This is a genomic window from Serratia sp. CY83965, assembly GCF_052166375.1.
Taxonomy (GTDB): Bacteria; Pseudomonadota; Gammaproteobacteria; order Enterobacterales; family Enterobacteriaceae; genus Serratia; species Serratia marcescens.
In genome coordinates this window covers 1-26,000 of record NZ_JBJNOV010000015.1, presented here as the reverse complement: position 1 = coordinate 26,000, position 26,000 = coordinate 1, and the positions used below count along the sequence as shown (strand labels likewise).

Sequence of the window (26,000 nt, the reverse complement as noted above, 5' to 3'; positions counted from 1 at the left end):
AACAGCGCTAAGTATTGACGCAAAAAGCCCGATGCGCCTGTTTAATAAATGCCTTTGATAAATATATAAACAATATATTTATTATGAATAATTTTGTTTGCCGACTCACACAACCCCAATCAATATTTTCCGGTTCGCGACTTGGTTATTTTTCTTACTCCCTAAATCAAGAGTGAGGAAATATCATGAACTATCAATTCGAAAATCTGGTCTTTGAAGGCGGCGGCGTAAAAGGCATCGCCTATGGCGGCGCGCTGGAATTGCTGGAAGCCAAAGGCATCATGCCGCAGATCAAGCAAACCTCCGGCGCCTCGGCGGGCGCCATCGCCGCGCTGCTGGTCGGCCTGGGCTGCAGCTCGGCGGACGTAACCAAAATTCTGTCGGCGATGGATTTTAAAAAATTCCTCGATTATAACGGCGGCTTTTTCGGTACGCTCCAGGACGCCTATCGCCTGTTCAATCAATACGGCATCGCGCCCGGCGATTATTTCTATCAATGGTCACGCGATATTATCAAGCAATATACCGGCAACCCGGATATCACCTTCGAGCAGTTCGAAGCGATGAAGGCGGCGAAAGGGTTCAAGTCGATTTACTTTATCGGCGCCAACCTCAACAGCGGCCAACGCGAAGTTTATTCGCACCGCACTACGCCGCGCATGAAAGTAGCGGACGGCCTGCGCATTTCGATGTCGTTCCCGTTCGCCTTCGTGGCGAAGAACAATACCCTGGGCGACCTGTGCATCGATGGCGGCATGATCGACAACTACCCGGTGCGGCTATTCGACTATGACTTCTCCGCCACGCCGCCTTACATCGACGTCTCCAGCCAGCGCATCAACACCCGCACCCTGGGCCTTCGCCTGGACTCCGCCGGTGAAATCGCCCAGGCCGCCGGTCAGGCCGGCCCGCGCACGCCGGTCAACAACCTGTTTGATTTCACCCTGGCGGTGGCCAACGTGATGCTGGACATCCAAACCAAGGTGCATCTGGACAGCGACGACTGGAAGCGCACCGTGTATGTCGACACGCTCGACGTCGGCACGCTGGAGTTCGGCATCAGCGATGAGAAGAAACGCGCGCTGATCGAATCCGGCCGCCGCGGCGTAGAGCGCTACTTCGCCTGGTACGACGCCGCCATGAAACAGGCGGCATAACCGGCGTTCCCCTTGCCCGCGCGTCTGGCCGGCGCGCGGGCAAAAAAAATCCCCGCGGGGGCGGGGAAAGGCAAAGTAACGCTAAGGATTTATAGGAGTTATACGAAGAACTTGGCCAACACCAGCAGCGACAGCGAGACGTTGATAGCGCCTCCGATACGCGTAGCGATCTGGGCGAACGGCATCAACGACATGCGGTTGCCGGCGGTGAGGATCGCGACGTCGCCGGTGCCGCCCTGCCCGCTCTGGCAACAGGAGACAATCGCCACGTCGATAGGGTGCATGCCGATTTTCTTGCCGACGAAGAAACCGGTCGCCACCAGCGCGCTGACGGTCGTGACGATCACGATCAGATTCTGGACGGTGAACGCATCCACCAGCTCCTGCCACGGCGTGATGGCCACCCCGACCGCGAACAGGATCGGATAAGTCACGGCGGTGCGGAAGAATTTGTACACCACCTGTGAGCCTTCCTGAATGCGCGGCGATACCCCGTGCGCCAGCTTCACCGCCACGGCGGCGAACAGCATGCCCACCGGCGCCGGCAGGCCAATCAGGCGATGCAGCAGCATGCCCACCATATACAGCAGAATAGCCAGCAACGCGCCGCAGGCGATGGTGCTGACGTCCACCTTGCCGCTGATTTTTTCCACCGCGTTCATGCCGCTGTCGCCCTGCTTGCTCGGCATCAGGCTGCCTTCGCCGGTCAGGTGCGGATAACGCTTGCCCAGTTGGTTGAGCAGGCCGGCGATGACGATGGCGGTCAGGCTGCCGAGCATCACGATCGGCAGAATGCGCCCCAACGCCACGCCCTGCTCCATGTGCAGGATCGCCGCGTAGCCCATCGACAGCGGGATCGCCCCTTCACCCACGCCGCCGGCCATGATCGGCAGGATCAGGAAGAAGAAGATCTGGAACGGCTCCAGGCCCAGCGCCATGCCGACGCCCATCCCCACCAGCATGCCGACGATCTCGCCGCACAGCATCGGAATGAAGATGCGCAGGAAGCCCTGGATCAGCACCTGGCGGTTCATGCTCATGATGCTGCCGACGATGATGCAGCAAATGTAGAGATAAAGAATGTTGGTCGATTTGTAGAACTTGGTGGTCGACTCCACCACCACGTCCGGCAACAGGCCATAGTGCACCAGCGCGGAAGGAATGAAGGTGGCGCAGATCGCCGCCGCGCCCATTTTGCCGATCAACGGCAGCCGTTTGCCGAATTCGCCGCAGGCGAAACCGAAGAACGCCAGGGTGGCCACCATCACCACGATATCGCTCGGCAATTTGCCTTCCAGGCAGTCGAGCAGAATCAATACGCCGGCCAGAATAAAGAACGGTAACGGAATAATCCCTACTTTATAATTGTCCAGTATCCGCCACCATTTCTCACGCAGAGGAATATCGGCGGTCTTGTCTTTGGCTACGAGGTAAGAATCATCTGTTGTGCTCATAATCTGGCCTCTTATTAGTTTGTTCAGCCATCATAGAGAAGCGCACGGATTATCTGCTGTGATTATGTTCAAAGTTAAAAAGGGTTTTTAATGGTGGTTATGGTTTCTATGGGGTTAATTAAGATTATGTAAAAACCGACGTGGTTTTAATGGTGTTAATACCGTTTTTATTTTAAAGCTTATCAATTTTATCGCAGGCGAACAATTCTCGTCCGGTTCACTCTAATCCCGTGTGAGGGATCACAAGTTGATCGGGCGCAATATTACAGACCCCGCTTCTCGTGATAGGGTAAGGCTTCAGGATCTCTTTACGGTGAAGCTCCGCCATGCGCCTCAAACTCTCATTTCAAATCAAACTGTTTCTGTGCCTGGTGGCCTTCTCCTGCCTGCTGCTGACCTGTATCGGCGCCTACACCTATTACCAGCTGGATGCGCAACTGCACCGCGATCTCGGCGCCCGCGCCCAGGTGCAGGCGCGGGAAATCGCCCTTATCCCTTCGCTGGTGGACGCGGTGGAAAAACACGACGCCGCCAGAATTGCCGCGCTGATGAAAAAAATCCGCGCCAGCAGCGACGCCAGTTATATCGTCATCGGCGATAATCATGCCCGCCATCTTTATCATTCCGAATACGAAGGCCGCTTGGGCACGCCGATGATCGGCGGCGATAATAAAGAGGTGCTGGAAGGGAAAAGCATTATTTCTATTCGCAAGGGCGGCATTGGCGTTTCATTGCGCAGCAAGGCGCCGATCCTGGATGAAAATAATCACGTGATCGGTATCGTTTCCGTCGGCTATTTGAAATCGCACATCGATAATTTAAATGCCAGGACGTTGACGCAAATTATCGGCTCCATCGTTCTGCTGCTGATCGCCCTGTTCGTTTTTTCCTGGCTGCTGTCGAAAAATCTCAAGCGCCAGATGTTCTGGCTGGAACCGAAAGAGATCGCGCTGCTGGTGCGCCAGCAAAAAGCGCTGCTGGAAGCCATTTATGAGGGCGTGATCGCCATCGATCCGCAATTGCGGATCATCACCATCAACCATGCGGCGCGCGAGCTATTGGATCTGCACCAGCCCGCCGCCAGCTTGCTGGGCCGGCCGATCGGCGACGTGATCCAGGCGCAGCCGGACTTCTTCGCCGCCGCGCAACTGGGCCAGGATACGCACGACGAGGTGTGCCGCTTCAACCACGTGCGGGTGATCGCCAGCCGGGTGCGCATCATGCAGGAGCAGGAGCTGCAAGGCTGGGTGATCAGCTTCCGCGACAAGAACGATATCAATACGCTGAGCAGCCAGCTCAGCCAGGTGAAACGCTATGCCGACAATCTGCGCATCATGCGCCACGAGCAGCTGAACTGGACCGCCACGCTGGCCGGGCTGCTGCATATGCAGCGCTACGACGAGGCCATCCGCTATGTGGAAGCCCAGTCGGAGGGCGCGCAGGAGATCCTCGATTTCATCTCGCAGCGCTTCAGTTCGGCGGCGCTGTGCGGCCTGCTGCTGGGCAAATATTCCAGCGCCAGAGAAAAAGGCATCGAGCTGCGCTTCGATCCGGCCTGCCAGCTGCGGCAGATCCCGGCGGCGCTGAATGAGACCGAACTGATGTCGATCGTCGGCAATCTGCTGGATAATGCGGTGGAAGCGACGCTGCACTGCCCGGCGCCGCACGACGCGATCGAACTCTATATCAGCGACGGCAGCGACGAGCTGGTGATCGAGGTGGCGGATCGCGGCACCGGCATCGCCGAGGAGATTCGTGATACGCTGTTTGAACAGGGCGTCACCACCAAAGCGGATAAAAGCGACCACGGCATCGGCCTGCATCTGGTCGCCAGCCATGTGGCGCAGGCGCACGGCAGCATAGAAGTGTCGGACAATGAGCCGCACGGCGCGATATTCTCTATATTTATCCCTAAATAAAACCCATAACCCGATTTTTTGAGCACCCGATTATGTCACACCTAACACTGGACGTTCTGATCGTGGAAGACGAGCCGCAACTGGCGACGCTGCACGCGGAGTTCATCGAGAAAAATTTCAACCTGCGGGTGGTGGCCTACGCCGCCACGCTGGCCGAAGCGCGGGCCAAAGCCAACGCGCATCAGCCGCGGCTGATCCTGCTGGATAACTTCCTGCCGGACGGCCAGGGCATCGAGCTGATGGAAGAGCCGGCGGTGAAGAACCCCGCCTGTTCGGTGATCTTCATCACCGCCGCCAGCGACATGCATACCTGCAGCCAGGCGATCCGCAACGGCGCTTTCGATTACATCATCAAGCCGGTGTCCTATAAGCGACTGCGCAATTCGCTCGAACGCTTCATGCAGTTCGTGCAGACCCAGCGCACCTTCAAGATCATCGATCAGGACAACGTCGATGCGCTGTACAACCTGCAGTCGAAGCAGTTCTCCAGCGAGCCGAGCGCCAAAGGCATCGAAACCAATACCCTCGAACTGGTGCAGGCGCTGTTTATCGCCCAGCCGGCGGTGGCGCATGCGGTGGAAGACGTGGTTGAGCAAGTCGGCATCAGCAAGACCACCGCCCGCCGTTATCTGGAATATTGCGTCGCCACCCAGTTCGTGCGGGTGGAGATGCTGTACGGCAATATCGGCCATCCGCGGCGGCTGTACCGCAAGGCCTGAGGCTGCCATCTGGCTGTCATACTAAGGCGATAACATGACGCTCGACGATATCCCCCTCGATATCGGCACCTGTCGTTAAAACTGATGAAATACTGATGACTTTTGCCCGGCCTCTGGTCGGGTTTTTTATTATCCGAACGGCAGGCGCGGCGCCCAAATATCTCTCTGCGCCACACCGTATTATTTCCCCAAAAACCAAACCATTATGCCGAATAATGGCCGTCAATTTTGAGTCACGGGCCAAATTACCATAACTAATTAAAACCTTGATGTAAACCACTAATATCCCATTTAAATGACATTGAGGGTTGTCTCAGATATTCACTGTGTTAGGGTAAAAAGCTCTTTTATTTTGCTAAGGACAGCCCATAACGCGTTAATTAAACCAGAGGAAACAGCAAATTGCATGGCAATTAAACTCGAAGTAAAGAACCTGTATAAGATATTTGGCGAGCACCCGGAACGCGCATTCAAACTGCTGGATAAAGGTCTGACAAAAGATCGGCTGTTTGAAAAAACCGGCTTATCGCTCGGCGTAAAAGACGCCACTCTGGCCATTGAAGAAGGCGAGATATTTGTCATCATGGGGCTCTCCGGTTCCGGCAAGTCCACCCTGGTACGCCTTCTCAATCGTCTGATAGAACCCACCCGCGGTCAGGTGCTGATCGACGGTGAGGACATCGCAAAAATATCCGACACCGCGCTGCGCACCGTGCGGCGAAATAAGATCAGCATGGTATTTCAGTCATTCGCACTAATGCCGCACATGAATGTTCTGAATAATACCGCCTTTGGCATGGAATTAGCCGGAATACCGCTGCAGGAACGCCAGGAAAAAGCGCTGGACGCCCTGCGTCAGGTCGGGCTGGAGAATTATGCGCTGTCTTATCCGGATGAATTATCCGGCGGCATGCGTCAGCGCGTGGGATTAGCCCGCGCGATGGCCAATAACCCGGATATATTATTGATGGACGAAGCCTTCTCGGCGCTCGATCCGTTAATTCGCACCGAAATGCAGGATGAGCTGGTGAAATTACAGGCCCAGCATCAACGCACCATCGTGTTTATCTCCCACGATCTGGACGAAGCGATGCGCATCGGCGATCGCATCGCCATCATGCAGGGCGGTGAGGTGATCCAGGTCGGCACGCCGGACGAGATCCTGAACAACCCGGCCAACGACTATGTGCGCACCTTCTTCCGCGGCGTGGACATCAGTCATGTGTTCAGCGCCAAGGATATCGCCCAACGGCGCCCGGTGACGCTGATCCGCAAAACCCCCGGTTTTGGCCCTCGCTCGGCGCTGCAGCTGCTGCGCGATGAGGACCGTGATTATGGTTATGTTGTTGAACGCGGGAAGAAATTTATCGGCGTGGTGTCGATAGAGTCGCTGAAAAAAGCGCTGTCCGCCAATCAAACGCTGGACGATGCCCTGCTCGAGGCCCCCGCCGCCGTGCCGGCCGACACGCCGCTCAGCGATCTGATTTCCCTGGTCGCCCAGGCGCCGTGCGCGGTGCCGGTGGTGAGCGAAGAACATAACTATCTCGGCATCATCTCCAAGGCCATGCTGCTGCAGGCGTTGGACAAGGAGGGCTCAACCAATGAGTGATACCACGCAAACCCAAGATCCCTGGGCTACCGCAGCGGCCGATACCGGCTCCGCACCTGCCAGCGATGCCGCCGCCAACGCCGGCGACGCCTGGTCCAGCGCGCCGCCGCCGGCCGCTCATGACGCCGCCGGGCAAAGCGCCGATTGGCTCAGCGGCGCCCCGGCGCAGCCGGAGCACTTCAGCCTGCTCGATCCGTTCCACAAAGCCTGGGTGCCGTTCGACACCTGGGTCACGCAAGGCATCGACTGGCTGGTGCTGCACTTCCGCCCGCTGTTCCAGGGCATCCGCGTGCCGGTGGACATGATCCTGAGCGGCTTCCAGCAATTGCTGCTGGGCATGCCGGCGCCGATCGCCATTCTGGTGTTCTCGCTGCTCGCCTGGCAGGTCTCGGGCCTCGGCATGGGCGCCGCGACGCTGCTCTCCCTGATCGCCATCGGCGCCATTGGCGCCTGGTCGCAGGCGATGGTCACGCTGGCGCTGGTGCTGACCGCGCTGTTCTTCTGCATCCTTATCGGCCTGCCGCTCGGCATCTGGCTGGCGCGCAGCAAGCACGCCGCCAAGGTGATTAGACCGCTGCTCGACGCGATGCAAACCACCCCGGCCTTCGTCTACCTGGTGCCGATCGTCATGCTGTTCGGCATCGGCAACGTGCCGGGCGTGGTGGTCACCATCATCTTCGCGCTGCCGCCGATCGTGCGTCTGACCATTCTGGGCATCAAACAGGTGCCGGAGGATCTGATCGAGGCCGCCGAATCCTTCGGCGCCAGCCCGCGCCAGCTGCTGTTCAAGGTGCAGTTGCCGCTGGCGATGCCGACCATCATGGCCGGCGTGAATCAGACGCTGATGCTGGCGCTGTCGATGGTGGTCATCGCCTCGATGATCGCCGTCGGCGGTTTGGGCCAGATGGTGCTGCGCGGCATCGGTCGGCTGGACATGGGCCTGGCCGCCGTCGGCGGGGTCGGCATCGTGATCCTGGCGATCATTCTCGATCGCCTCACCCAATCGCTGGGGCGCGATCGCCGCAGTAAAGGCATCGGCCGCTGGTATCGCCGCGGCCCCATCGGGCTGCTGACTCGCCCGTTCATCAAGCAAGCCTGACGCTTTTCCCGCCGGCGGCTGCGGCCCCGGCGGGCTATGACACCACCACATCGAAAGAGGGGAAACACTATGCGCACCACGGGCATCTGGGCTCTCGCCCTGACGACGCTGATTGGCTCACAGAGCGTGAGCGCGGCAGATTTACCCGGCAAGGGGATCGCGGTACAGCCGGTGCAAAGCACCATATCCGAAGAGACGTTCCAGACGCTGCTGGTCAGCAAAGCGCTGGAAAAATTGGGTTATGACGTGAAAGAACCGCGTGAAGTGGATTACAACGTCGCCTACACCTCGATCGCCTCCGGCGATGCGACCTTTATCGCGGTCAACTGGGATCCGCTGCACGCCGATCAGTACAAGGCCGCCGGCGGCGACGCCAAGTTCTACCGCGAAGGCGTCTACGTCAACGGCGCCGCGCAGGGCTACCTGATCGACAAGAAAACCGCCGAGCAATACCACATCACCAACGTCGAGCAGCTCAAGGATCCCAAGATCGCCAAGCTGTTCGACACCAACGGCGACGGCAAGGCCGATCTGACCGGCTGCACCCCGGGCTGGGGCTGCGAAGCGGTGATCAACCATCACATCAAGGCCTATGGCCTGAGCAACACCGTCGAACACAACCAGGGCAACTACGCGGCGATGATCGCCGACACCATCACCCGCTACAAAGAGGGCAAACCGGTGCTGTATTACACCTGGACGCCGTACTGGGTCAGCGATGTGATGGTGCCGGGCCGCGACGTGGTCTGGCTGCAGGTGCCGTTCTCCTCGCTGCCGGGCGAGCAGAAGAACGTCGACACCAAGCTGCCTAACGGCGCCAACTACGGCTTCCCGGTCAACACCATGCGCATCGCCGCCAACAAACAGTGGGCCGAAGCCAATCCGGCGGCCGCCAAGCTGTTCGCCATCATGAAGCTGCCGATCGCCGACATCAACGCGCAAAACCTGCGCATGCATGAAGGCCAGGCTTCGGAAGCCGATATCCAGAACCACGTTAACGGCTGGATCAAGGCGCACCAGGCGACCTTCGACGGCTGGGTGAAAACCGCCGCCGCAGCGGCGAAGTCGTAACCGTTCAGGGGCGCCGCCTTTGCTGCGCCCCTACCCCGCCATATCGATGCCGCTGAACTGTAAAAAACGTGCGGCGGCGTTCGACAAGGGCTGCGGCCAGATGCAATACACCTGGCGCCGCGGCCCGTCTTCAATCGGAATCGACACCAGCGCGCTTAAGCGTTGCGCGGTCGAGACAGGTACGATGCCCGCCGCCAATCCGCGCCGCACCAAATTCTCCAGCCATTCGATATGATCTATCTCAAAACTGACGTGTCGGCGGATGCCCGCCGCCAGGAAGGCGCGATCGGTTTGGCGCCGCGCGCCGGTGCCGCTGTAGAAATCCACCAGCGGTACTTCCGCCAGCGCTTGCAGGTTTACCCGCTCGCGGTTGGCCAGCGGGTGCTGCGGCGCCACCAGCGCCACCAGTGGCTCATCGGTCAACTGCCGGTGCGACATCGGCAGTAAATCGACATCGCCGGGCCAAATGCCGACGAACGCCATATCGCACTTCTGCTGACGCACATCCTCCAGCAGGGCTTCGCTCATGCCAACGTACAGGCGGATGTTCACCGCCGGATAGTGGCGATGAAACTTGTCGAGCTTTTCGGTCAGATCAATCGCGTTTATGGTTGAAATCGTGCCGATGGTCAGGGTGCCGGACACCGCATCGCCGGCGGCGGTCACCTCTTCCACCAGCGCCTGCTGCGCCGCCAACAGTCGCTGCGCCGACGGAATGAAAGCCTGGCCGGCGGGGGTCAACCGCACCCGGCGCGAGGTGCGTTCAAACAGCGTACAGCCCAGCTCTTCTTCCAGTTTGGCGATCTGGTGGCTGAGCGCCGACTGCACCGTATGGCAGCGCTGCGCCGCCCGGGTGAAACTCTGTTCTTCCGCCACCGCCAGCGCGTAGCGGATCTGTTTCAGGTTCATGGCATCTATCTTGAAATGAGATAAATCAAATGAAAATTATACATTGGTTTCCCCAGACGCGTTGCCGGATACTGCGCGCTATCTTCTTCCCGTGATGAAAAAATCATGAACCCACAAAACGCCCATCCGGGCCTCAGCCCGGCGCTGACCGTGCTGATTGCCATCGCCACCGGCCTGGCGGTCGCCAGCAACTACTACGCGCAACCGCTGCTGGAAACCATCGCCACCAGTTTCAACCTGTCGGTCAACCAGGCCGGCTTTATCGTCACCGCCGCGCAACTCGGTTACGCCACCGGCCTGCTGCTGCTGGTGCCGCTCGGCGACATGTTCGAACGCCGCGGCCTGATCGTCTTCATGACGCTGCTGGCCGCCGGCGGCATGCTGATCACCGCCACCTCCGCCACGCTGCCGATGATGATCCTCGGCACCGCGCTCACCGGGCTGTTCTCGGTAGTGGCGCAGATCCTGGTGCCCCTGGCCGCCACGCTGGCCCACCCGGAAAAGCGCGGCAAGACCGTCGGCATCATCATGAGCGGCCTGCTGCTCGGCATCCTGCTGGCGCGAACCGTCGCGGGCGCACTGGCGTCGTTCGGCGGCTGGCGCACCATCTACTGGGTCGCCAGCGTGCTGATGCTCCTGATGGCGCTGATCCTGTGGCGCGCGCTGCCGCGCTATAAGCAACACTCCGGGCTGAACTACCCGCAGCTGCTGGCCTCGATCTTCAGCCTGTTCTGCCGCACGCCGCTGCTGCGCACCCGCGCCATCCTCGGCGCCCTGTCGTTCGCCAACTTCAGCGTGCTCTGGACCTCAATGGCCTTTCTGCTCGCCGCGCCGCCGTTCAACTATTCCGAGGGAGTGATCGGGCTGTTCGGCCTGGTGGGCGCCGCCGGGGCGCTGGCCGCTTCGCGCGCCGGGCATCTGGCGGACAAAGGCAAGGCCGGGCTGACCACCACCGTCGGCCTGGTGTTGCTGCTGCTGTCCTGGATCCCTATCGCGTTCGCCAAACAATCGCTGTGGGCGTTGATCGCCGGCATCCTGATCCTCGATCTGGCGGTGCAGGCGGTGCACGTCACCAACCAGAGCGTGATGTACCGCATCATGCCGGACGCGCGCAACCGCCTGACCGCCGGCTACATGACCAGCTACTTTATCGGCGGCGCTCTCGGTTCACTGCTCTCCGCCTCGGCCTATCAACATGCCGGTTGGTACGGCGTGGCCGCCGCCGGCGGGGTGTTATGCCTGCTCAACCTGCTGACCTGGCGGCTCGGCAAGCACCACGATCCGCAGGGGCCCGCGCCAATCTGATTATCGTGCAAATAGTCACTAAAGAAATTTATTAGCGGTACAGGGTATAAACATTACTTACTCTCTGGTAATGTTCTGGGCATAAACTATTGAAGTCCTATCTACCCTGCGATCCACAACCATGCAAAGCCAAGCTGCAGACAGCCTCAATCCGCCCGCCGTCAGCGCCACCTTCGCCAACGGCGTCGTCGACAGTTTGCCGATCGTCATCGGGTATGTCCCGGTGGCGTTCGCCTTCGGCCTCAGCGCCGTCAAACTGGGTTTTTCCCCGCTGGAAAGCATTTTCTTCTCCTGCATCATCTACGCCGGCGCCAGCCAGTTCGTGATCACCGCCCTGCTGAGCGCCGGGATGTCGCTGTGGGTCTCCGCATTGACGGTGATGGCGATGGACGTGCGCCACCTGCTGTACGGCCCGGCGCTGCGTCATCGTATCGTCTCGCGCATGTCGCCCGGTAAAACGGCGATGTGGGCCTTTGGTCTGACCGATGAGGTCTTCGCCGCCGCCACCGCCAGGCTGATGCGCAATAACCGCAGCTGGAGCGAAAACTGGATGCTGGGCATCGCGCTCTGTTCCTGGCTCTCCTGGGTGGCCGGCACCGCGCTCGGCGCGCTGTTCGGCAACGGCCCGCTGGAGCAGTTCCCGGTGATCGAGGCCTCGCTGGCCTTCATGCTGCCGGCGCTGTTTCTCAGCTTCCTGTTGGCCGCCTTCCGGCGTCCGCAGAGCCTGACCATCGCTGCCTCATTGGCCGGCGCGCTGCTCGGCGTGGTGCTGTTCTCCATCCCGGTCGCCATTTTGGCCGGCATCGGCGCCGGTTGCGTCGCCGCTCTGTTCCAACCTGCCCCTGCGGAGGCCAGCCATGAACACTGATGTGCTGGTGATCGGCCTGGTGGTGGGCTGCGCCAATTACCTGTTCCGTTATCTGCCGCTGCGGCTGGCGCCGGCGCGCGCCCAGCCCGGCCTCAAACGCGGTAAAGCCGCCCTGCTGCTCGACAGCATCGGCATCGCCTCGATCTGCGCCCTGCTGGTGGTCTCCAGCACGCCGGTGGTGATGCGCGAGCCGGACAAACTGCTGCCGACGTTGGTGGGGTTCGCCGCGCTGGCGCTGTGCTTCTACCGCAGCAAAAGCATCATTCTGTCGACGCTGCTCGGCGCAACGACCTTTGGCGTCACATTAAAGCTGTTAATGATTTTCGGCGCGGGCTGACGGCGCTCCCGATCGTTTGGCTTCACACTGGCGTTTTCAGGCGCCACATCTTTACAAACACTGACAAATGACACGAATTGCTAAATTATCCGCACGGCTGAACATTTACATTATTTGTCACCGTCGTTACTATCTCGAACGAAATTAATGAGGCCCTAAATTATGGAAAGCTCGTTTGCCCCCATAGAACAAATGCTGAATTTCCGCGCCACGCGGCAGAAAGATTTCCCTTATCAGGAAATCCTGCTGACCCGCCTGTGCATGCACATGCAAGGCAAGCTGCTGGAAAACCGCAATAAGATGCTCAAAGCGCAGGGGATTAACGAAACACTGTTTATGGCGCTGATTACCCTGGATGCGCAGGAAAGCCACAGCATCCAACCTTCTGAGCTAAGCTCTGCCTTAGGCTCCTCGCGCACCAATGCGACCCGCATCGCCGACGAGCTGGAAAAACGCGGCTGGATCGAGCGCCGGGAAAGCGACAACGATCGCCGCTGCCTGCATCTGCACCTGACGCCGCAGGGGGAAGAATTTCTCAGTCAACTGCTGCCGCCGCAGCATCAATGTCTGCATTTCCTGTGGTCCACATTGACCGACGATGAGCAAAAACAGCTGGAACAGCTGACGCGCAAATTGCTGGCACGTCTGGATCAAATGGAAATCACAGAACAGTTACCCTAATTCACAATTTCTGTTCAGGTACCTACTTATGCGATCCCCATTTCACTGGAGATTCACCCCGCTGTTCGCCGTGTTACTGCTGGCCGGGTGTGCTTCGACCGATAATATTGCCCCGCAATCCACGCTGATGGATCCGCAGAGCCTGCAGTTGGCTCAGCCGAAAGTCAGTTCGCTGGCCGTCAGCCCGCAGTGGTGGCGCGCCCTCAAGGATCCGCAGTTGGATACCCTGATGACGCAGACGCTGCAAAGCTCGCCGACCCTGCGTCAAGCCGCCGCCCGCGTGCGCGAAGCGCAGAGCGTGGTGGGTGAAGCCAGCGCCGCCAACGGGCCGAACCTGGATCTGAACGCCAGCACCCAGCGCCAGCGCGTGCCGCAAAACGTCAATATGGGGCTGGGGTATCCGCATAAGCCGATCTACGAAAGCTCCAACTCGCTGGGGTTGAACCTGGCGTACGAGTTCGACTGGTGGGGCAAATACCGCAACCAGGTGAACGCCGCCAAGGCGCAGGTCAACGCCGCGCGCGCCGAGCAGGAACAGGCGGCGCTGACGCTGACCAGCTCGGTGGCGTCCGCCTACTACCAGCTGCAGAGCAATCTGGCGCTCGAGAAGCTGCTGCAGCAGGAAGTAAACAACAATGAGCGCCTGACCGCGCTGCGCCAACAGCGCTATCAGGCCGGGCTGACCGGCGTCGATGTGCCGCAACAGACCCAGGCGCAGTCCGACGTCGCCAAGCAGCAGATCCTGCAGCTGCAGTCGCAAATCGAACAGCTCAGACACCAGCTTGCCGCGTTGGCGGGCCAGGGGCCGAACGCCATGCAGCACCTGCGTCAGGTGCCGTTGCCCGCAGACAACCTGATGGCGCCGCAGGGCGAGCTGACGGCGGATCTGCTGGGTAAACGTCCGGACATCGCCGCGCAACGCCAGCTGGTGGAATCTTACAGCCAGCGCGTCAGCGCCGCGCGTAAAGAGTTTTATCCCAGCCTGACCATTTCAGCCTTCGCCGGCCTGATGACCACCAATACCAGTGGCACCAGCCCGAATCTGTTTGAAGCGGCCAGCCAGGCCTGGAACGTGATGCCGGCGATCTCGCTGCCGATCTTCCACGCCGGGGCGCTGCGCAGCAAGCTGGGCGAGGAATCCGCGTTGTATGACGAAGCGGTGGAATCCTACAACCAAACCATCCTGAATGCGGTACAGGAAACCGCTGACGCCATCACCATCCAGCAGAGTTCTGCGCAACAGCAGCTGCAGGCGGCGTCCGCGGCCCAGTCGATGCAACAGGTGTACCAGGTCGCCAACGCCCGTTACCAGGCAGGGATTATCGGGCGCGACGATCTGTTGACCAGCCAAACGCAGCTATTACAGCAGCAACAGGCGGAGTTGAATGCCAGCAGCAATTTACTGCAGGCGAAGATAGGACTGATCCGCGCGCTGGGCGGTGGCTATCAGGCCCCGGCCGCAGCGGATTCGAAAGCATAATAATATAAGGCTTGGAGAACACCATGAGCGCAAGCGCGGAAACTCAAAACCCGCAGCAGCCGAGCGGCAAAAAGAAGCAGCGCAAATTTTGGCTGCTGTTGCTGACGGTTATTTTCATTGTTATAGGGGTGGCTTACTTAGTGTATTGGTTCCTGGTGCTGCGTCATCATCAGGAAACCGACGACGCCTACGTCTCCGGCAACCAGGTGCAGATCATGGCCCAGGTGTCCGGCAGCGTGAACAGCGTCAATTTCGACAACACCGACTACGTCAAGCAGGGCGACGTGCTGCTGACGCTCGACCCGACCGATGCCGAGCAGGCGTTTGAACGCGCCAAGACCGGCCTGGCCAACAGCGTGCGTCAGACCCACCAGCTGATCATCAACAGCAAGCAATATCAGGCCAACATCGCCCTGCGCAAGACCGATCTGAGCAAGGCCGAGAACGATCTGAAACGCCGCGTAGTGCTGGGCAGCGTCGACGCCATCGGCCGCGAAGAACTGCAACACGCGCGCGATGCGGTCGACAGCGCCAAGGCAGCCCTGGAAGTGGCGGTGCAGCAATACAACGCCAATCAGGCGATGGTGCTGAATACCCCGCTGGAACAGCAGCCGGCGATCCAACAGGCCGCCGCGCAGATGCGCGACGCCTGGCTGGCGCTGCAGCGTACCAAGGTGATCAGCCCGATTACCGGTTATGTCTCGCGCCGCAGCGTGCAGGTCGGCGCGCAGATCGCCGCCGGTTCGCCGCTGATGGCGGTGGTGCCGGCCGATCACATCTGGGTTGACGCCAACTTCAAGGAAACCCAGATCGCCAACATGCGCATTGGCCAGCCGGCGACGGTGGTCAGCGACGTCTACGGCGATGACGTGGTGTATCAAGGCAAAGTGGTCGGTATCGACATGGGCACCGGCAGCGCCTTCTCGCTGCTGCCGGCCCAGAACGCGACCGGCAACTGGATCAAGGTGGTGCAACGTCTGCCGGTGCGTATTGAGCTCGACGCCAAGCAGGTGGCCGATCATCCGCTGCGCATCGGTCTTTCGACGCTGGTGACCGTCGACACCGCCAATCTGGACGGCCGCGTGTTGTCTGACGTGGTGCGCGACAAACCGCTGTACCAGAGCGACGCGCTGGCGTTGAATCTGGCGCCGGTTAACCAGCTGATCGCCGACGTGATCCATGCGAACGCCGGCTAAGCGCGCGGGAGGCCATCTTGCCACAGAAACCGCTTGAAGGCGCCCAGCTTGCCTGGATGACGGTCGCGCTCGCCATGGCGACCTTCATGCAGGTGCTGGACTCCACCATCGCCAACGTGGCGATCCCCACCATTGCCGGTAACCTCGGGTCTTCCAACTCGCAGGGGACCTGGGTGATCACCTCGTTCGGCGTGGCGAACGCCATCTCGATCCCGATCACCGGCTGGCTGGCGAAGCGCATCGGCGAAGTGCGGCTGTTCCTCTGGTCCACCGCGCTGTTCGTCCTCGCTTCCTGGCTGTGCGGCATCTCCAACAGCCTCGGCATGCTGATCTTCTTCCGCGTGATCCAGGGCGTGGTGGCCGGGCCGCTGATCCCGCTGTCGCAGAGCCTGTTGCTGAACAACTACCCGCCCGCCAAGCGGGCGATGGCCCTGGCGCTCTGGTCGATGACCGTTATCGTCGCGCCGATCTTCGGGCCGATCCTCGGCGGTTACATCAGCGACAACTACCATTGGGGTTGGATCTTCTTCATCAACATCCCGATCGGCGCCTTCGTTATCATGGCGGCGATGGCGACGCTGAAGGGGCGAGAAACCAAAACCGAGATCAAACCGATCGACACGGTTGGACTGGTGCTGCTGATCGTCGGCATCGGTTCGCTGCAGGTGATGCTCGATCAGGGCAAGGAGCTGGACTGGTTCAACTCGACCGAGATCATCACCCTGACCGTCGTGGCGGTGGTGGCGCTGTTGTTCCTGGTGGTTTGGGAGCTGACGGACGACCATCCGGTGGTGGATCTGTCGCTGTTCAAATCGCGCAACTTCACCATCGGCTGCCTGTGCATCAGCCTGGCGTACATGCTGTACTTCGGCGCCATCGTGCTGTTGCCGCAGCTGTTGCAAGAGGTGTACGGCTATACCGCCACCTGGGCGGGGCTGGCGTCGGCACCGGTCGGGCTGATCCCGGTGCTGCTGTCGCCGATCATCGGCAAGTTCGGCAACCGGCTCGACATGCGCCGGCTGGTGACCTTCAGCTTCATCATGTATGCCGTGTGCTTCTACTGGCGCGCCTATACGTTTGAACCGGGCATGGACTTCGGCGCTTCCGCCTGGCCGCAGTTCGTCCAGGGCTTTGCCATCGCCTGCTTCTTCATGCCGTTGACCACCATCACGCTGTCCGGCCTGCCGCCGGAGCGTATGGCGGCGGCATCGAGCCTGTCGAACTTCACGCGAACGCTGGCGGGTTCGATCGGTACCTCGATCACCACCACCCTGTGGACGCAGCGCGAATCGCAGCACCATTCGCAGCTGACGGAGTTCGTCAACCCGTACAACCCGCAGTCGCAGGAGATGTACCACCAGCTGGAGCAGCTCGGCATGAGCAAGCAGCAGGCGTCGGCATACATCGCCAACGAGATCACCGCGCAGGGCCTGATCATCTCCGCCAACGAAATCTTCTGGCTGTCGGCCGGGGTGTTCCTGGTGCTGCTGGTGCTGGTGTGGGTGGCGAAACCGCCGTTCAGCTCCGGCGGCGGTGGGGGCGGCGGCGCGCACTAAGCTGCAATAAACGAAACGGGCGCCCTGGGGCGCCCGTTTTTTTATCCGACGTAGAAAAGATTACGCCTGATTCTGACGCCACCAGTCCGCCAGCAGAATGCCGGTCGCCACGGAAACGTTCAGGCTTTCCACCTTGCCGGTGCCGCCGATAGACACGTTCATGTCACCCTGCTGCCAGGCGCTGTCGCTCAGACCGTCGCGTTCCTGGCCCAGCACCAGCACCATCTTGGCCGGCAGCTTGGCCTGCGCCAGCGCGGTGCCTTTGTGGCTCGAGGTCGTGACGATGGTGTAACCCGCCTTGCGGAAGGTATCCAGCACCGACAGGAAATCGTCAGCGTTGATCGCCTTGATATGCTCCGCCCCGCCTTCTGCGGTGCGCACCGCCGCGCCGGATTCCAGCAGCGCCGGATCCTGCAGCAGCACGCCGTTGACGCCGAAGTGGGCGCACGAACGGACGATGGCGCCCAGGTTGTGCGGGTTGCCCACTTCCTCCAGCGCCAGCACGCAGTCGGTCGCCGGTGCGGTTTTCAGGTAGGTCTGCGCATCCAGGCCCTGACGTTTTTTGATCAGGAAGCAGACGCCGCCGTGGTGCTCGGTGCCGGAAGCCTTGGCCAGTTCTTCTTCATCCACCACGTGGTAAGCTTTGCGGTTAGCCGCCATCCAGCGCAGCGCTTCGCGGAAGCGCGGGGTGACCGACTGCACGAACCAGGCGCGCACAATCGCTTCCGGACGGCTGGCGAACAGCGCCTGACAGGCGTTTTCACCGTAAACGCGGGTTTCTTCCGCGCGCTGGCGGCGCAGTTGCTCAGGATCGATGAAGCTTTTGCCGCTGATGCCGCCATGATCGAACGCCGGCTCTTCATTCGGCGCGCGCGAGACGGTTCTCCACGGCGACTCATTGCCACCGCGATCTTCAGAGCGCGCCGGACGGCGAGGACGATCGCTTTCACTGCGGCGGGAGTCGGCGCCGCGGCGATCGTTGCCGCCGCGCGCCTTGTCTTGACCGGTGCGGCCCGATCGCGCACCGTCAGCCGGACGGCCTTTGCCGGCCGGACGTTTATTCTTGTTACGGTCGTCGCCGTTGTCGTCGTCACTGCGGACGTACATCACTTTGACTTTACCGTTCTTGCCACTAAATGAATCGTTCATTGTCTTCTCCACCAACGCGCAGGGCGCGAAGATTACCTGATGTTGGTGCACGAAGCCACCAACTTGCGCTAAAAGCTCCCAACTATCACATCCATTGAACAAACCTCATTGTTCACGCGCCGGGTTTTGCCGATAATTGTCAGCATTAAAGAAACATCTCCGCAACCGCGTTGCGGGGACCATGCTTTCTCTGTACCCGAGGTCAACATGAATACAGTTTGTGCAGCTTGCAATGCCACCAACCGCGTGCCGGAAGAACGTCTGGCGGACAACGCGAAATGCGGCCGCTGCGGCCATGAGCTCTTCGACGGTGAAGTGATCAACGCCACCGCCGCCACGCTGGACCAGTTGCTGCAGGACGATCTGCCGGTCGTGGTCGATTTCTGGGCGCCGTGGTGCGGCCCGTGCCGCAGCTTTGCGCCGATCTTTGAAGACGTGGCCGAAGAGCGCGCCGGCAAAGTGCGCTTCGTGAAAGTGAACACCGAAGCCGAGCCGGAGCTGAGCGCCCGTTTCCGCATCCGCAGCATCCCGACCATCATGGTGTTCCGTCAGGGAAAAATGGTCGACATGCTCAACGGCGCGATGCCGAAAGCGCCGTTTGACAACTGGCTCAACGAGTTAGTGTGATTCGGCAAGTATAGGCCGTATCCCGCCATTGCGCGCGAACGCGCCCCGATCGAGCCCGCCCCTCCCGGCGGGCTTTTTTCTGCGTTACAATAGCGGTTTTTCCCCAGGATCGTTATGACCGACAACGCCGTACTTCGCCTGCGCCAATTCCGTTTAGACCGCGCCACCCGCCCCTTTCTGGCGCGCGGTTGCCGAGTGGCGCGTTGTCAGGGGTGCCTGCTGCCGCATAAGAACTGCCTGTGCGACACCATTCGCCCGCAGCAGGCCGGCAGCCGTTTCTGCCTGATCATGTTCGGCGCCGAGCCGCTCAAGCCCAGCAACACCGGGCGCCTGATCGCCGATATCCTGCCGGACACCCAGGCGTTCCTCTGGTCGCGTACCGAGGTCGATCCCGCCCTGCTGGCGGCCATCAACGATCCGACACGGCAGCCTTACGTGGTGTTCCCCGCATCCTACGCCGACGCCGAGCGGCCGGTGTTCAGCGAACTGCCCGTCGGCGGCAAACCGCCGCTGTTCATCATGCTGGATGGCACCTGGGCGGAGGCGCGCAAAATGTTCCGTAAAAGCCCGTATCTCAATCAATTCCCGGTGTTTTCCCTCAACGTCGACGCCGCATCGGACTACCAACTACGCGAAGCCAGCCGCGCCGAGCAACACTGCACGGCGGAAGTGGCCGCCGCCCTGCTGCAACAGGCGGGCGATCTGCCGGCCGCCGAAGGGTTGAATCAGCATTTTCGCTATTTCCGCCAACAGTATCTGGCGGGAAAACCGACCCGGCCGGAGGCATCGGTCACAGCAATGCAGCCATAAAGCGCCTAAAATCAGGCGTAATGTTGCCAAAAGGAGCCGTGCATGAGCCAGCGAGGGTTAGAAGCGCTACTACGTCCCAAATCGATCGCCGTTCTGGGCGCTTCGCAGCAGCCGGGCCGCGCCGGCAACCTGATGATGAGCAACCTGCTGGCCGGCGGTTTCGGCGGCCCCATCTTGCCGGTGACGCCGCGCTACAAGGCGGTATGCGGCGTCATGGCCTACCCCGACGTCGCCAGCCTGCCGTTGACGCCGGATCTGGCGATCATCTGCACTCACGCCAAGCGTAATCTGGCGCTGCTCGACGCGCTGGGGCAGCGCGGCTGCAAAACCGCCATCGTGCTCTCTTCACCGCCAGAACAGTTCGCCGAGCTGAAAGCCTGCGCGCAGCGCTACGCCATGCGGCTATTGGGCCCCAACAGCCTGGGATTATTGGCGCCGTGGCAAGGCATCAACGCCAGCTTCTCGCCGGTGCCGATCCAAAAAGGCAAGCTGGCGTTTATCTCGCAGTCCGCCGCCGTCGCCAACACCATTCTCGACTGGGCGCAGCAGCGCGAAGTCGGCTTCTCTTACTTCATCGCGCTGGGCGACAGCCTGGATATCGACGTCGACGACCTGCTCGACTTTTTGGCGCGCGACAGCAAAACCAGCGCCATCCTGCTGTATCTGGAAAACATCAGCGACGCACGGCGCTTTCTCTCCGCCTCGCGCAGCGCCTCACGCAACAAGCCCATTCTGGTGATCAAAAGCGGCCGCAGCCAACAGGCGCAATTACTGCTCAACAGCCAGCAGGGGCTGGACGCCGCCTACGACGCCGCCATCCAGCGAGCCGGCCTGCTGCGCGTGCAGGATACTCATGAGCTGTTCTCCGCGGTGGAAACCCTCAGCCATATGCATCCGCTGCGCGGCGAGCGGCTGATGATCGTCAGCAACGGGGCGGCGCCGGCGGCAATGGCGCTGGACGAGCTGCTCGGGCGCAACGGCAAGCTGGCAACGCTGAACGATGAGAGCCTGGCGAAGCTGAGCGATGCGCTGCCGGATTTCATTCGCGCCGGCAACCCGCTCGATCTGCGCGACGACGCCACGCCGCAGCGCTACCTGGCGGCTCTCGAAGCGCTGCTCGACAGCCACGACTATGACGCGCTGCTGCTGATCCATGCGCCGAGCGCGGCGGCGCCGGGCACCGCCACGGCGCAGCGGCTGATCGACGCGCTGCACCGGCATGCGCGCGGCAAACGCATCACCTTGCTGACCAACTGGTGCGGCGAATACTCTTCTCAAGAGGCGCGCCGGCTGTTTACCGAGGCCGCCATACCCACCTACCGCACGCCGGAAGGCGCTGTGACCGCTTTTATGCATATGGTGGAATACCGCCGCAACCAGAAGCAGCTGAAAGAGACCCCGGCGCTGCCGGTCGGCCTGACCGCCAATACCGCCGACGCTCACCGCCTGATCCATCAGGCGCTGGCCGAAGGCGCCACCCAGTTGGATACCCACGAGGTGCAATCCATTCTGCAGGCTTATGACCTGAGCACCCTGCCGACCTGGATCGCCGAAGACAGCGCCGAAGCGGTACATATCGCCGAACAGATCGGCTACCCGGTAGCGCTGAAGCTCCGTTCGCCGGATATCCCGCACAAGTCAGAAGTTCAGGGCGTCATGCTCTACCTGCGCACCGCGACCGAAGTGCAGCGCGCGGCGGAGGCGATCCTCGACCGCGTGAAGCGCACCTACCCTCAGGCGCGCATCCACGGCTTGCTGGTGCAGAGCATGGCCAACCGCGCCGGCGCCCAGGAGCTGCGCATCGCGGTGGAGCAGGATGCGATTTTCGGCCCGCTGATCATGCTGGGTGAAGGCGGTGTGGAATGGCGCCAGGAAAATCAGGTGGCGGTCGCGCTGCCGCCGCTGAACATGGCGCTGGCGCGTTATCTGGTGCTGCAGGCGGTGAAAGGCGGCAAGATCCGCGGGCGCAGCGCGCTGCGGCCTTTAGATATCCCTGGACTAAGCCGCTTGCTGGTGCAGGTCTCCAACCTGATCCTCGACTGCCCGGAGATCGCCCGGCTGGATATTCACCCGGTGTTGGCCTCCGGCAGCGAATTCACTCTGCTGGACGTTTCGATGCAGCTCGCGCCGTTCAGCGGCGATCCGCAGGCGCGGCTGGCGATCCGCCCTTATCCGCATGAGCTGGAAGAGACCATCGCGTTGAAAGACGGCAGCCAATGCCTGTTCCGCCCGATCCTGCCGGAAGACGAGCCGGCGCTGAAGCATTTCATCGACCGGGTGACCAAGGAAGACCTCTATTATCGCTACTTCAGCGAGATCAATGAGTTTACCCATGACGATTTGGCCAACATGACGCAGATCGACTACGATCGAGAAATGGCCTTTGTGGCGGTGCGCGCAGACGAGATCATCGGCGTGACCCGCGCGCTGTCCGATCCGGACAACACCGACGCCGAATTCGCCGTGCTGGTGCGTTCCGACCTCAAAGGACTGGGCCTGGGCCGTCAGTTGCTGGAGAAAATGATCGCCTATGCGCGCGCTCATGGCCTGACCCGTCTGAGCGGCATCACCATGCCGAATAACCGCGGCATGATCGCACTGGCGCAGCGGCTGGGCTTTGGCATTGAGGTGCAGCTTGAGGACGGCATCGTCAATCTGACGCTGCCGCTGCAGGCCGCCGACGCGCAGTGACCTGCGTCGCAATGCGCTACGAATCCATCACTTAACGCCAAAACATACGCACAATCGGGGCAACTAATGGTATTATCGCCCGATTATTCGGTTTATTGTTTTTATGCCTGTGGCGTTCTGGCCATCAATCATGAGAGAAGAAACGCACTGTGATGTTGTCAAAATTTAAACGTAGCAAACATCAACAACACCTTGCACAACTGCCCAAACTCCCCCAGACGGTTGCTGATGTTCGTACGTTGTACGCGCCGTCCGATTTTCGCACCACGCTGCTGAGCGCCATCGCCAACGCCACCCAACGCATCTATCTGGTGGCTCTGTATCTGGAGCATGACGACGCCGGGCGCGAGATCCTCAACGCGCTGTATCAAGCCAAACAGCGGCGGCCCGAGCTGGAAATCTGCGTACTGGTCGACTGGCACCGCGCACAGCGTGGGCGCATCGGCGCCGCCGCCGCCAATACCAACGCCGACTGGTACTGCGCCATGGCCAGCCAACATCCGGAACAGTCGGTGCCAATCTACGGCGTGCCGGTCAATACCCGCGAAGCGTTAGGCGTACTGCACCTGAAAGGCTTTGTGGTCGACGATACCGCGATCTACAGCGGCGCCAGCATCAACGACGTTTATCTGCATCAGCATGAGAAATACCGTTACGATCGCTATCAGCTGATCACCAACGGCGTGCTGGCCGATACCTTGATCGATTACATCAAGCAGCATCTGCTCACCGCCGGCGCCGTACAGCGCCTCGATCGCAGCGATCGCCCGAAAAGCCCGGAGATCAAAAACGAGACCCGTCTGTTCCGTTTCGCCCTGCGCCGCGCCGGTTACCACTTCCGCGGCAAGGCCGGCAACGATGAGCTGGCGGTGACGCCGCTGGTTGGGCTTGGCAAGCAAAGCGTGCTGAATAAAACCATTCATCACCTGATGTCGTGCGCCGACCAGAAACTGACGCTCTGTACCCCCTACTTCAACCTGCCGGCGCTGCTGGTGCGCAACATCATTTATCTGCTGCGCCAGGGCAAACAGGTGGAGATCATTGTCGGCGACAAGACCGCCAACGATTTCTATATTCCGGAAGACCAGCCGTTCAAAATCATCGGCGCGCTGCCCTACCTGTACGAGATCAACCTGCGCCGCTTCCTGAGCCGCTTGCAGCGTTATATCGATACCGGGCAGCTGATCGTGCGTCTGTGGAAGGATGGCGATAACAGCTATCACCTGAAAGGCATGTGGGTAGACGAAGAGTGGCAGCTGATTACCGGCAATAATCTCAACCCGCGCGCCTGGCGGCTGGATCTGGAAAACGCCATTCTGATCCACGATCCCAAACAAGAGATGCGCGAACAGCGGCAAAAAGAGCTGGAGTGCATCCGCACCCACACCACCGTGGTCGGCCACTATCAGGAGCTGCAAAGCATTCAGCAGTATCCGATCAAGGTGCGCAAGCTGATTCGCCGTCTGCGGCGTATCCGCATCGATCGGCTGATTAGCCGTATCCTGTAAGCGATACTCTGACCCCGGCCAAGGCCGGGGTTTTTATTACAGCTGTATCTCCTTCCCTTTGCGATGCAACCGAAGCGAAACCAGCAACGCCAGCAGGCACATGCCGGAAACGTACCAGAAGAAGGCATTCTCCACGCCGAATGATTTAAGCGACAACGCGACATATTCTGCCGAACCGCCGAACAGGGCGTTCGCCACCGCATAAGACAAGCCTACCCCTAACGCGCGTACCTCCGGCGGGAACATCTCGGCTTTAAGCAGCCCGCTGATCGCGGTGTAAAAGCTGACAACGAACAACGCCAACACGATCAGACCGAACGCCATAAAGGGGTTGGTCACCTCTTTCAAGGCAAACAGGATCGGCACCGTCAACACCGTGGCGAAGGCTGAGAAGATCAGCATAGAGCTGCGACGGCCGATTTTGTCCGAAAACGCGCCTACCGCCGGCTGCAGCAGCATAAAGACGAATAGCGCAACGGTCATGATGGCGCTGGCCAGCTTGGCGTCCATACCGGCGGTGTTCACCAGGTATTTCTGCATGTAGGTGGTGAAGGTGTAGAAGGTCAGTGAACCGGCGGCGGTAAAGCCCAGCACCATCAGGAACGCCTTGCGATTTTTCCACAGCCCCGTCAGCGAACCGGCATCTTTGTGGTTACGCGTCTTCGCATCGGAGGTTTCATTCAGCGAGCGGCGCAGGTAAAGCGCCACCACCGCCAACACGGCCCCCAGGGCAAACGGAATACGCCATCCCCAGGCTTTCAGCTCTTCGGCGGGCAATATCTGCTGTAAGATCACCAAGACCAGCAGCGCCAACAGTTGCCCGCCAATCAGCGTCACGTACTGGAACGATGCGTAGAAGCCACGCCGCCCCTTGATTGCCACCTCGCTCATGTAGGTGGCGCTGGTGCCATACTCGCCGCCCACCGACAACCCCTGGAACAACCGAGCGATCAGCAGCAGCGCCGGGGCCCAACTGCCGATCGATTCATACGTCGGCAGGCAGGCGATCACCAGCGATCCGGCGCACATCATGCAGACTGAAAGCAGCATTGAGTTTTTTCGGCCATGCTTGTCGGCAATATAGCCGAACAGCCAACCGCCGATAGGTCGCATAAAGAAGCCGGCGGCGAAAACACCGGCGGTTTGCAGCAGCTGCGTAGTGCTGTTGCCCGCTGGAAAGAACGAGGCGGCAAAATAAATGGAACAGAAGGAGTAAACGTAAAAATCAAACCACTCCACCAGATTGCCTGATGAAGCCCCGACGATAGCGAAAATGCGTTTCTTGTTATCCAGCGCCTCCTGTTCGACGCCGTGCTCATCCCCAAGAGCCGAGGTTGTTTCTGTCATGATATTTTCTCCGAGCCATAGCAATGATGAAATTCGGCGTCCTGCCGCCCTGGTTGTTACTTTATTGTTATTTATAAGTTAACAGCCAAACTTAATAGCGGACGAAGAATATCTGACATTCAGAGAAACAATGCGTTGGTTTTGTGATGAATATTAAACAGTACGATGAAAGTTGAAGCGGATTACAACGGGGATTTTCCTTTTTACGCATAGCAAAAAGCCCTGAACGTCAGTTCAGGGCTTTCGGCTTTATTTGATGCCTGGCAGTGTCCTACTCTCGCATGGGGAGACCCCACACTACCATCGGCGCTACGGCGTTTCACTTCTGAGTTCGGCATGGGGTCAGGTGGGACCACCGCGCTATTGCCGCCAGGCAAATTCGTTTTAATCAACCCGCTTCATCGCTGAAGCCAGTTAATCCAATCTGTAAACAAGCTGAATATTGTCTCGGTCTCACCAAAACACCTTCGGTGTTGTAAGGTTAAGCCTCACGGATCATTAGTACTGG

General features: G+C 60.2%; 21 protein-coding genes and 1 rRNA gene. 17 read left to right on the top strand and 5 right to left on the bottom strand.

The window, feature by feature from the left end; genetic code table 11:
- Window positions 1–185 precede the first annotated feature (185 nt).
- Window positions 186–1,157, top strand: a complete 972-nt coding sequence (locus ACJ8PL_RS21320; RefSeq protein ID WP_442531366.1) for a patatin-like phospholipase family protein — start codon at window positions 186–188, stop codon at window positions 1,155–1,157.
- 98 nt (window positions 1,158–1,255) lie between these two features.
- Here ACJ8PL_RS21320 and ACJ8PL_RS21315 read toward each other — a convergent pair whose 3' ends face one another.
- A complete protein-coding gene (locus tag ACJ8PL_RS21315; protein ID WP_016929843.1) occupies window positions 1,256–2,611 on the bottom strand; it encodes a 2-hydroxycarboxylate transporter family protein in 1,356 nt (451 codons plus the stop codon).
- Between the two features lie 326 nt (window positions 2,612–2,937).
- Here ACJ8PL_RS21315 and ACJ8PL_RS21310 point away from each other — a divergent pair, with 326 nt between their 5' ends.
- The 5 genes from ACJ8PL_RS21310 to proX all read left to right on the top strand — a co-directional run bounded on the left by ACJ8PL_RS21310 (window position 2,938) and on the right by proX (window position 9,028).
- Window positions 2,938–4,530, top strand: a complete 1,593-nt coding sequence (locus ACJ8PL_RS21310) for an ATP-binding protein (RefSeq protein WP_033639542.1) — start codon at window positions 2,938–2,940, stop codon at window positions 4,528–4,530.
- 32 nt (window positions 4,531–4,562) lie between these two features.
- Window positions 4,563–5,249 (top strand): response regulator, encoded by a 687-nt coding sequence (locus ACJ8PL_RS21305; RefSeq protein ID WP_033639541.1) that lies wholly within the window; start codon window positions 4,563–4,565, stop codon window positions 5,247–5,249.
- A gap of 406 nt (window positions 5,250–5,655) precedes the next feature.
- Window positions 5,656–6,858: a glycine betaine/L-proline ABC transporter ATP-binding protein ProV gene (gene proV, locus ACJ8PL_RS21300; RefSeq protein WP_016929846.1), complete on the top strand. Its 1,203-nt coding sequence runs from the start codon at window positions 5,656–5,658 to the stop codon at window positions 6,856–6,858.
- Entirely contained in the window at window positions 6,851–7,957 is a 1,107-nt protein-coding gene (gene proW, locus ACJ8PL_RS21295; protein ID WP_016929847.1) for a glycine betaine/L-proline ABC transporter permease ProW, read from the top strand. The genes proV and proW overlap by 8 nt, the downstream gene beginning before the upstream one ends.
- 69 nt (window positions 7,958–8,026) lie before the next feature.
- A complete protein-coding gene (gene proX, locus ACJ8PL_RS21290) occupies window positions 8,027–9,028 on the top strand; it encodes a glycine betaine/L-proline ABC transporter substrate-binding protein ProX (protein WP_016929848.1) in 1,002 nt (333 codons plus the stop codon).
- A gap of 30 nt (window positions 9,029–9,058) precedes the next feature.
- On the opposite strand, the gene ACJ8PL_RS21285 is transcribed toward proX, so the two are convergent.
- On the bottom strand, window positions 9,059–9,937 hold the full coding sequence (locus ACJ8PL_RS21285) for a LysR family transcriptional regulator (protein ID WP_004928891.1): 879 nt from the start codon (window positions 9,935–9,937) through the stop codon (window positions 9,059–9,061).
- Between the two features lie 105 nt (window positions 9,938–10,042).
- Between ACJ8PL_RS21285 and ACJ8PL_RS21280 the strand changes: the two genes are divergently transcribed.
- From ACJ8PL_RS21280 to emrB, 7 genes are all read left to right on the top strand, one after another.
- Window positions 10,043–11,242, top strand: coding sequence for an MFS transporter (locus ACJ8PL_RS21280; RefSeq protein ID WP_306376931.1), 1,200 nt, complete (start codon window positions 10,043–10,045; stop codon window positions 11,240–11,242).
- A 121-nt stretch (window positions 11,243–11,363) separates the two neighbouring features.
- The gene (locus ACJ8PL_RS21275; protein ID WP_016929851.1) at window positions 11,364–12,110 is read left to right on the top strand and encodes an AzlC family ABC transporter permease; all 747 of its coding nucleotides are present in this window, start codon (window positions 11,364–11,366) and stop codon (window positions 12,108–12,110) included.
- Complete coding sequence (gene ygaH / locus ACJ8PL_RS21270) at window positions 12,100–12,447, top strand: L-valine transporter subunit YgaH (protein WP_442531365.1); 348 nt, start codon at window positions 12,100–12,102, stop codon at window positions 12,445–12,447. Before ACJ8PL_RS21275 ends, ygaH begins: the two co-directional genes overlap by 11 nt.
- A 162-nt stretch (window positions 12,448–12,609) precedes the next feature.
- Entirely contained in the window at window positions 12,610–13,128 is a 519-nt protein-coding gene (mprA, locus tag ACJ8PL_RS21265) for a transcriptional repressor MprA (protein WP_004928879.1), read from the top strand.
- A 28-nt stretch (window positions 13,129–13,156) separates the two neighbouring features.
- The gene (locus ACJ8PL_RS21260) at window positions 13,157–14,608 is read left to right on the top strand and encodes an efflux transporter outer membrane subunit (protein ID WP_028127520.1); all 1,452 of its coding nucleotides are present in this window, start codon (window positions 13,157–13,159) and stop codon (window positions 14,606–14,608) included.
- Window positions 14,609–14,631: 23 nt separating this feature from the next.
- Window positions 14,632–15,804, top strand: coding sequence for a multidrug efflux MFS transporter periplasmic adaptor subunit EmrA (gene emrA, locus ACJ8PL_RS21255; RefSeq protein ID WP_016929855.1), 1,173 nt, complete (start codon window positions 14,632–14,634; stop codon window positions 15,802–15,804).
- 17 nt (window positions 15,805–15,821) lie between these two features.
- Window positions 15,822–17,360: a multidrug efflux MFS transporter permease subunit EmrB gene (gene emrB / locus ACJ8PL_RS21250; RefSeq protein WP_016929856.1), complete on the top strand. Its 1,539-nt coding sequence runs from the start codon at window positions 15,822–15,824 to the stop codon at window positions 17,358–17,360.
- A 60-nt stretch (window positions 17,361–17,420) separates the two neighbouring features.
- Here emrB and ACJ8PL_RS21245 read toward each other — a convergent pair whose 3' ends face one another.
- Complete coding sequence (locus ACJ8PL_RS21245; protein ID WP_004928870.1) at window positions 17,421–18,509, bottom strand: tRNA/rRNA methyltransferase; 1,089 nt, start codon at window positions 18,507–18,509, stop codon at window positions 17,421–17,423.
- A 207-nt stretch (window positions 18,510–18,716) separates the two neighbouring features.
- Here ACJ8PL_RS21245 and trxC point away from each other — a divergent pair, with 207 nt between their 5' ends.
- From trxC to pssA, 4 genes are all read left to right on the top strand, one after another.
- Window positions 18,717–19,136 carry a thioredoxin TrxC gene (gene trxC, locus ACJ8PL_RS21240; protein WP_004928868.1) on the top strand — a complete coding sequence of 140 codons (420 nt, stop codon included), beginning with the start codon at window positions 18,717–18,719 and terminating at the stop codon, window positions 19,134–19,136.
- Between the two features lie 114 nt (window positions 19,137–19,250).
- The gene (locus ACJ8PL_RS21235) at window positions 19,251–19,946 is read left to right on the top strand and encodes a tRNA-uridine aminocarboxypropyltransferase (protein WP_425233934.1); all 696 of its coding nucleotides are present in this window, start codon (window positions 19,251–19,253) and stop codon (window positions 19,944–19,946) included.
- Between the two features lie 42 nt (window positions 19,947–19,988).
- Window positions 19,989–22,637, top strand: a complete 2,649-nt coding sequence (locus ACJ8PL_RS21230) for a bifunctional acetate--CoA ligase family protein/GNAT family N-acetyltransferase (protein ID WP_079452313.1) — start codon at window positions 19,989–19,991, stop codon at window positions 22,635–22,637.
- A 152-nt stretch (window positions 22,638–22,789) separates the two neighbouring features.
- Window positions 22,790–24,145 (top strand): CDP-diacylglycerol--serine O-phosphatidyltransferase, encoded by a 1,356-nt coding sequence (pssA, locus tag ACJ8PL_RS21225; RefSeq protein ID WP_028127521.1) that lies wholly within the window; start codon window positions 22,790–22,792, stop codon window positions 24,143–24,145.
- A gap of 36 nt (window positions 24,146–24,181) precedes the next feature.
- Here pssA and ACJ8PL_RS21220 read toward each other — a convergent pair whose 3' ends face one another.
- Together ACJ8PL_RS21220 and rrf are read right to left on the bottom strand one after the other, a co-directional pair.
- A complete protein-coding gene (locus ACJ8PL_RS21220) occupies window positions 24,182–25,492 on the bottom strand; it encodes an MFS family transporter (protein ID WP_016929861.1) in 1,311 nt (436 codons plus the stop codon).
- Window positions 25,493–25,750: 258 nt separating this feature from the next.
- Window positions 25,751–25,866: ribosomal RNA gene (rrf, locus tag ACJ8PL_RS21215) — 5S ribosomal RNA — on the bottom strand.
- Window positions 25,867–26,000 lie beyond the last annotated feature (134 nt).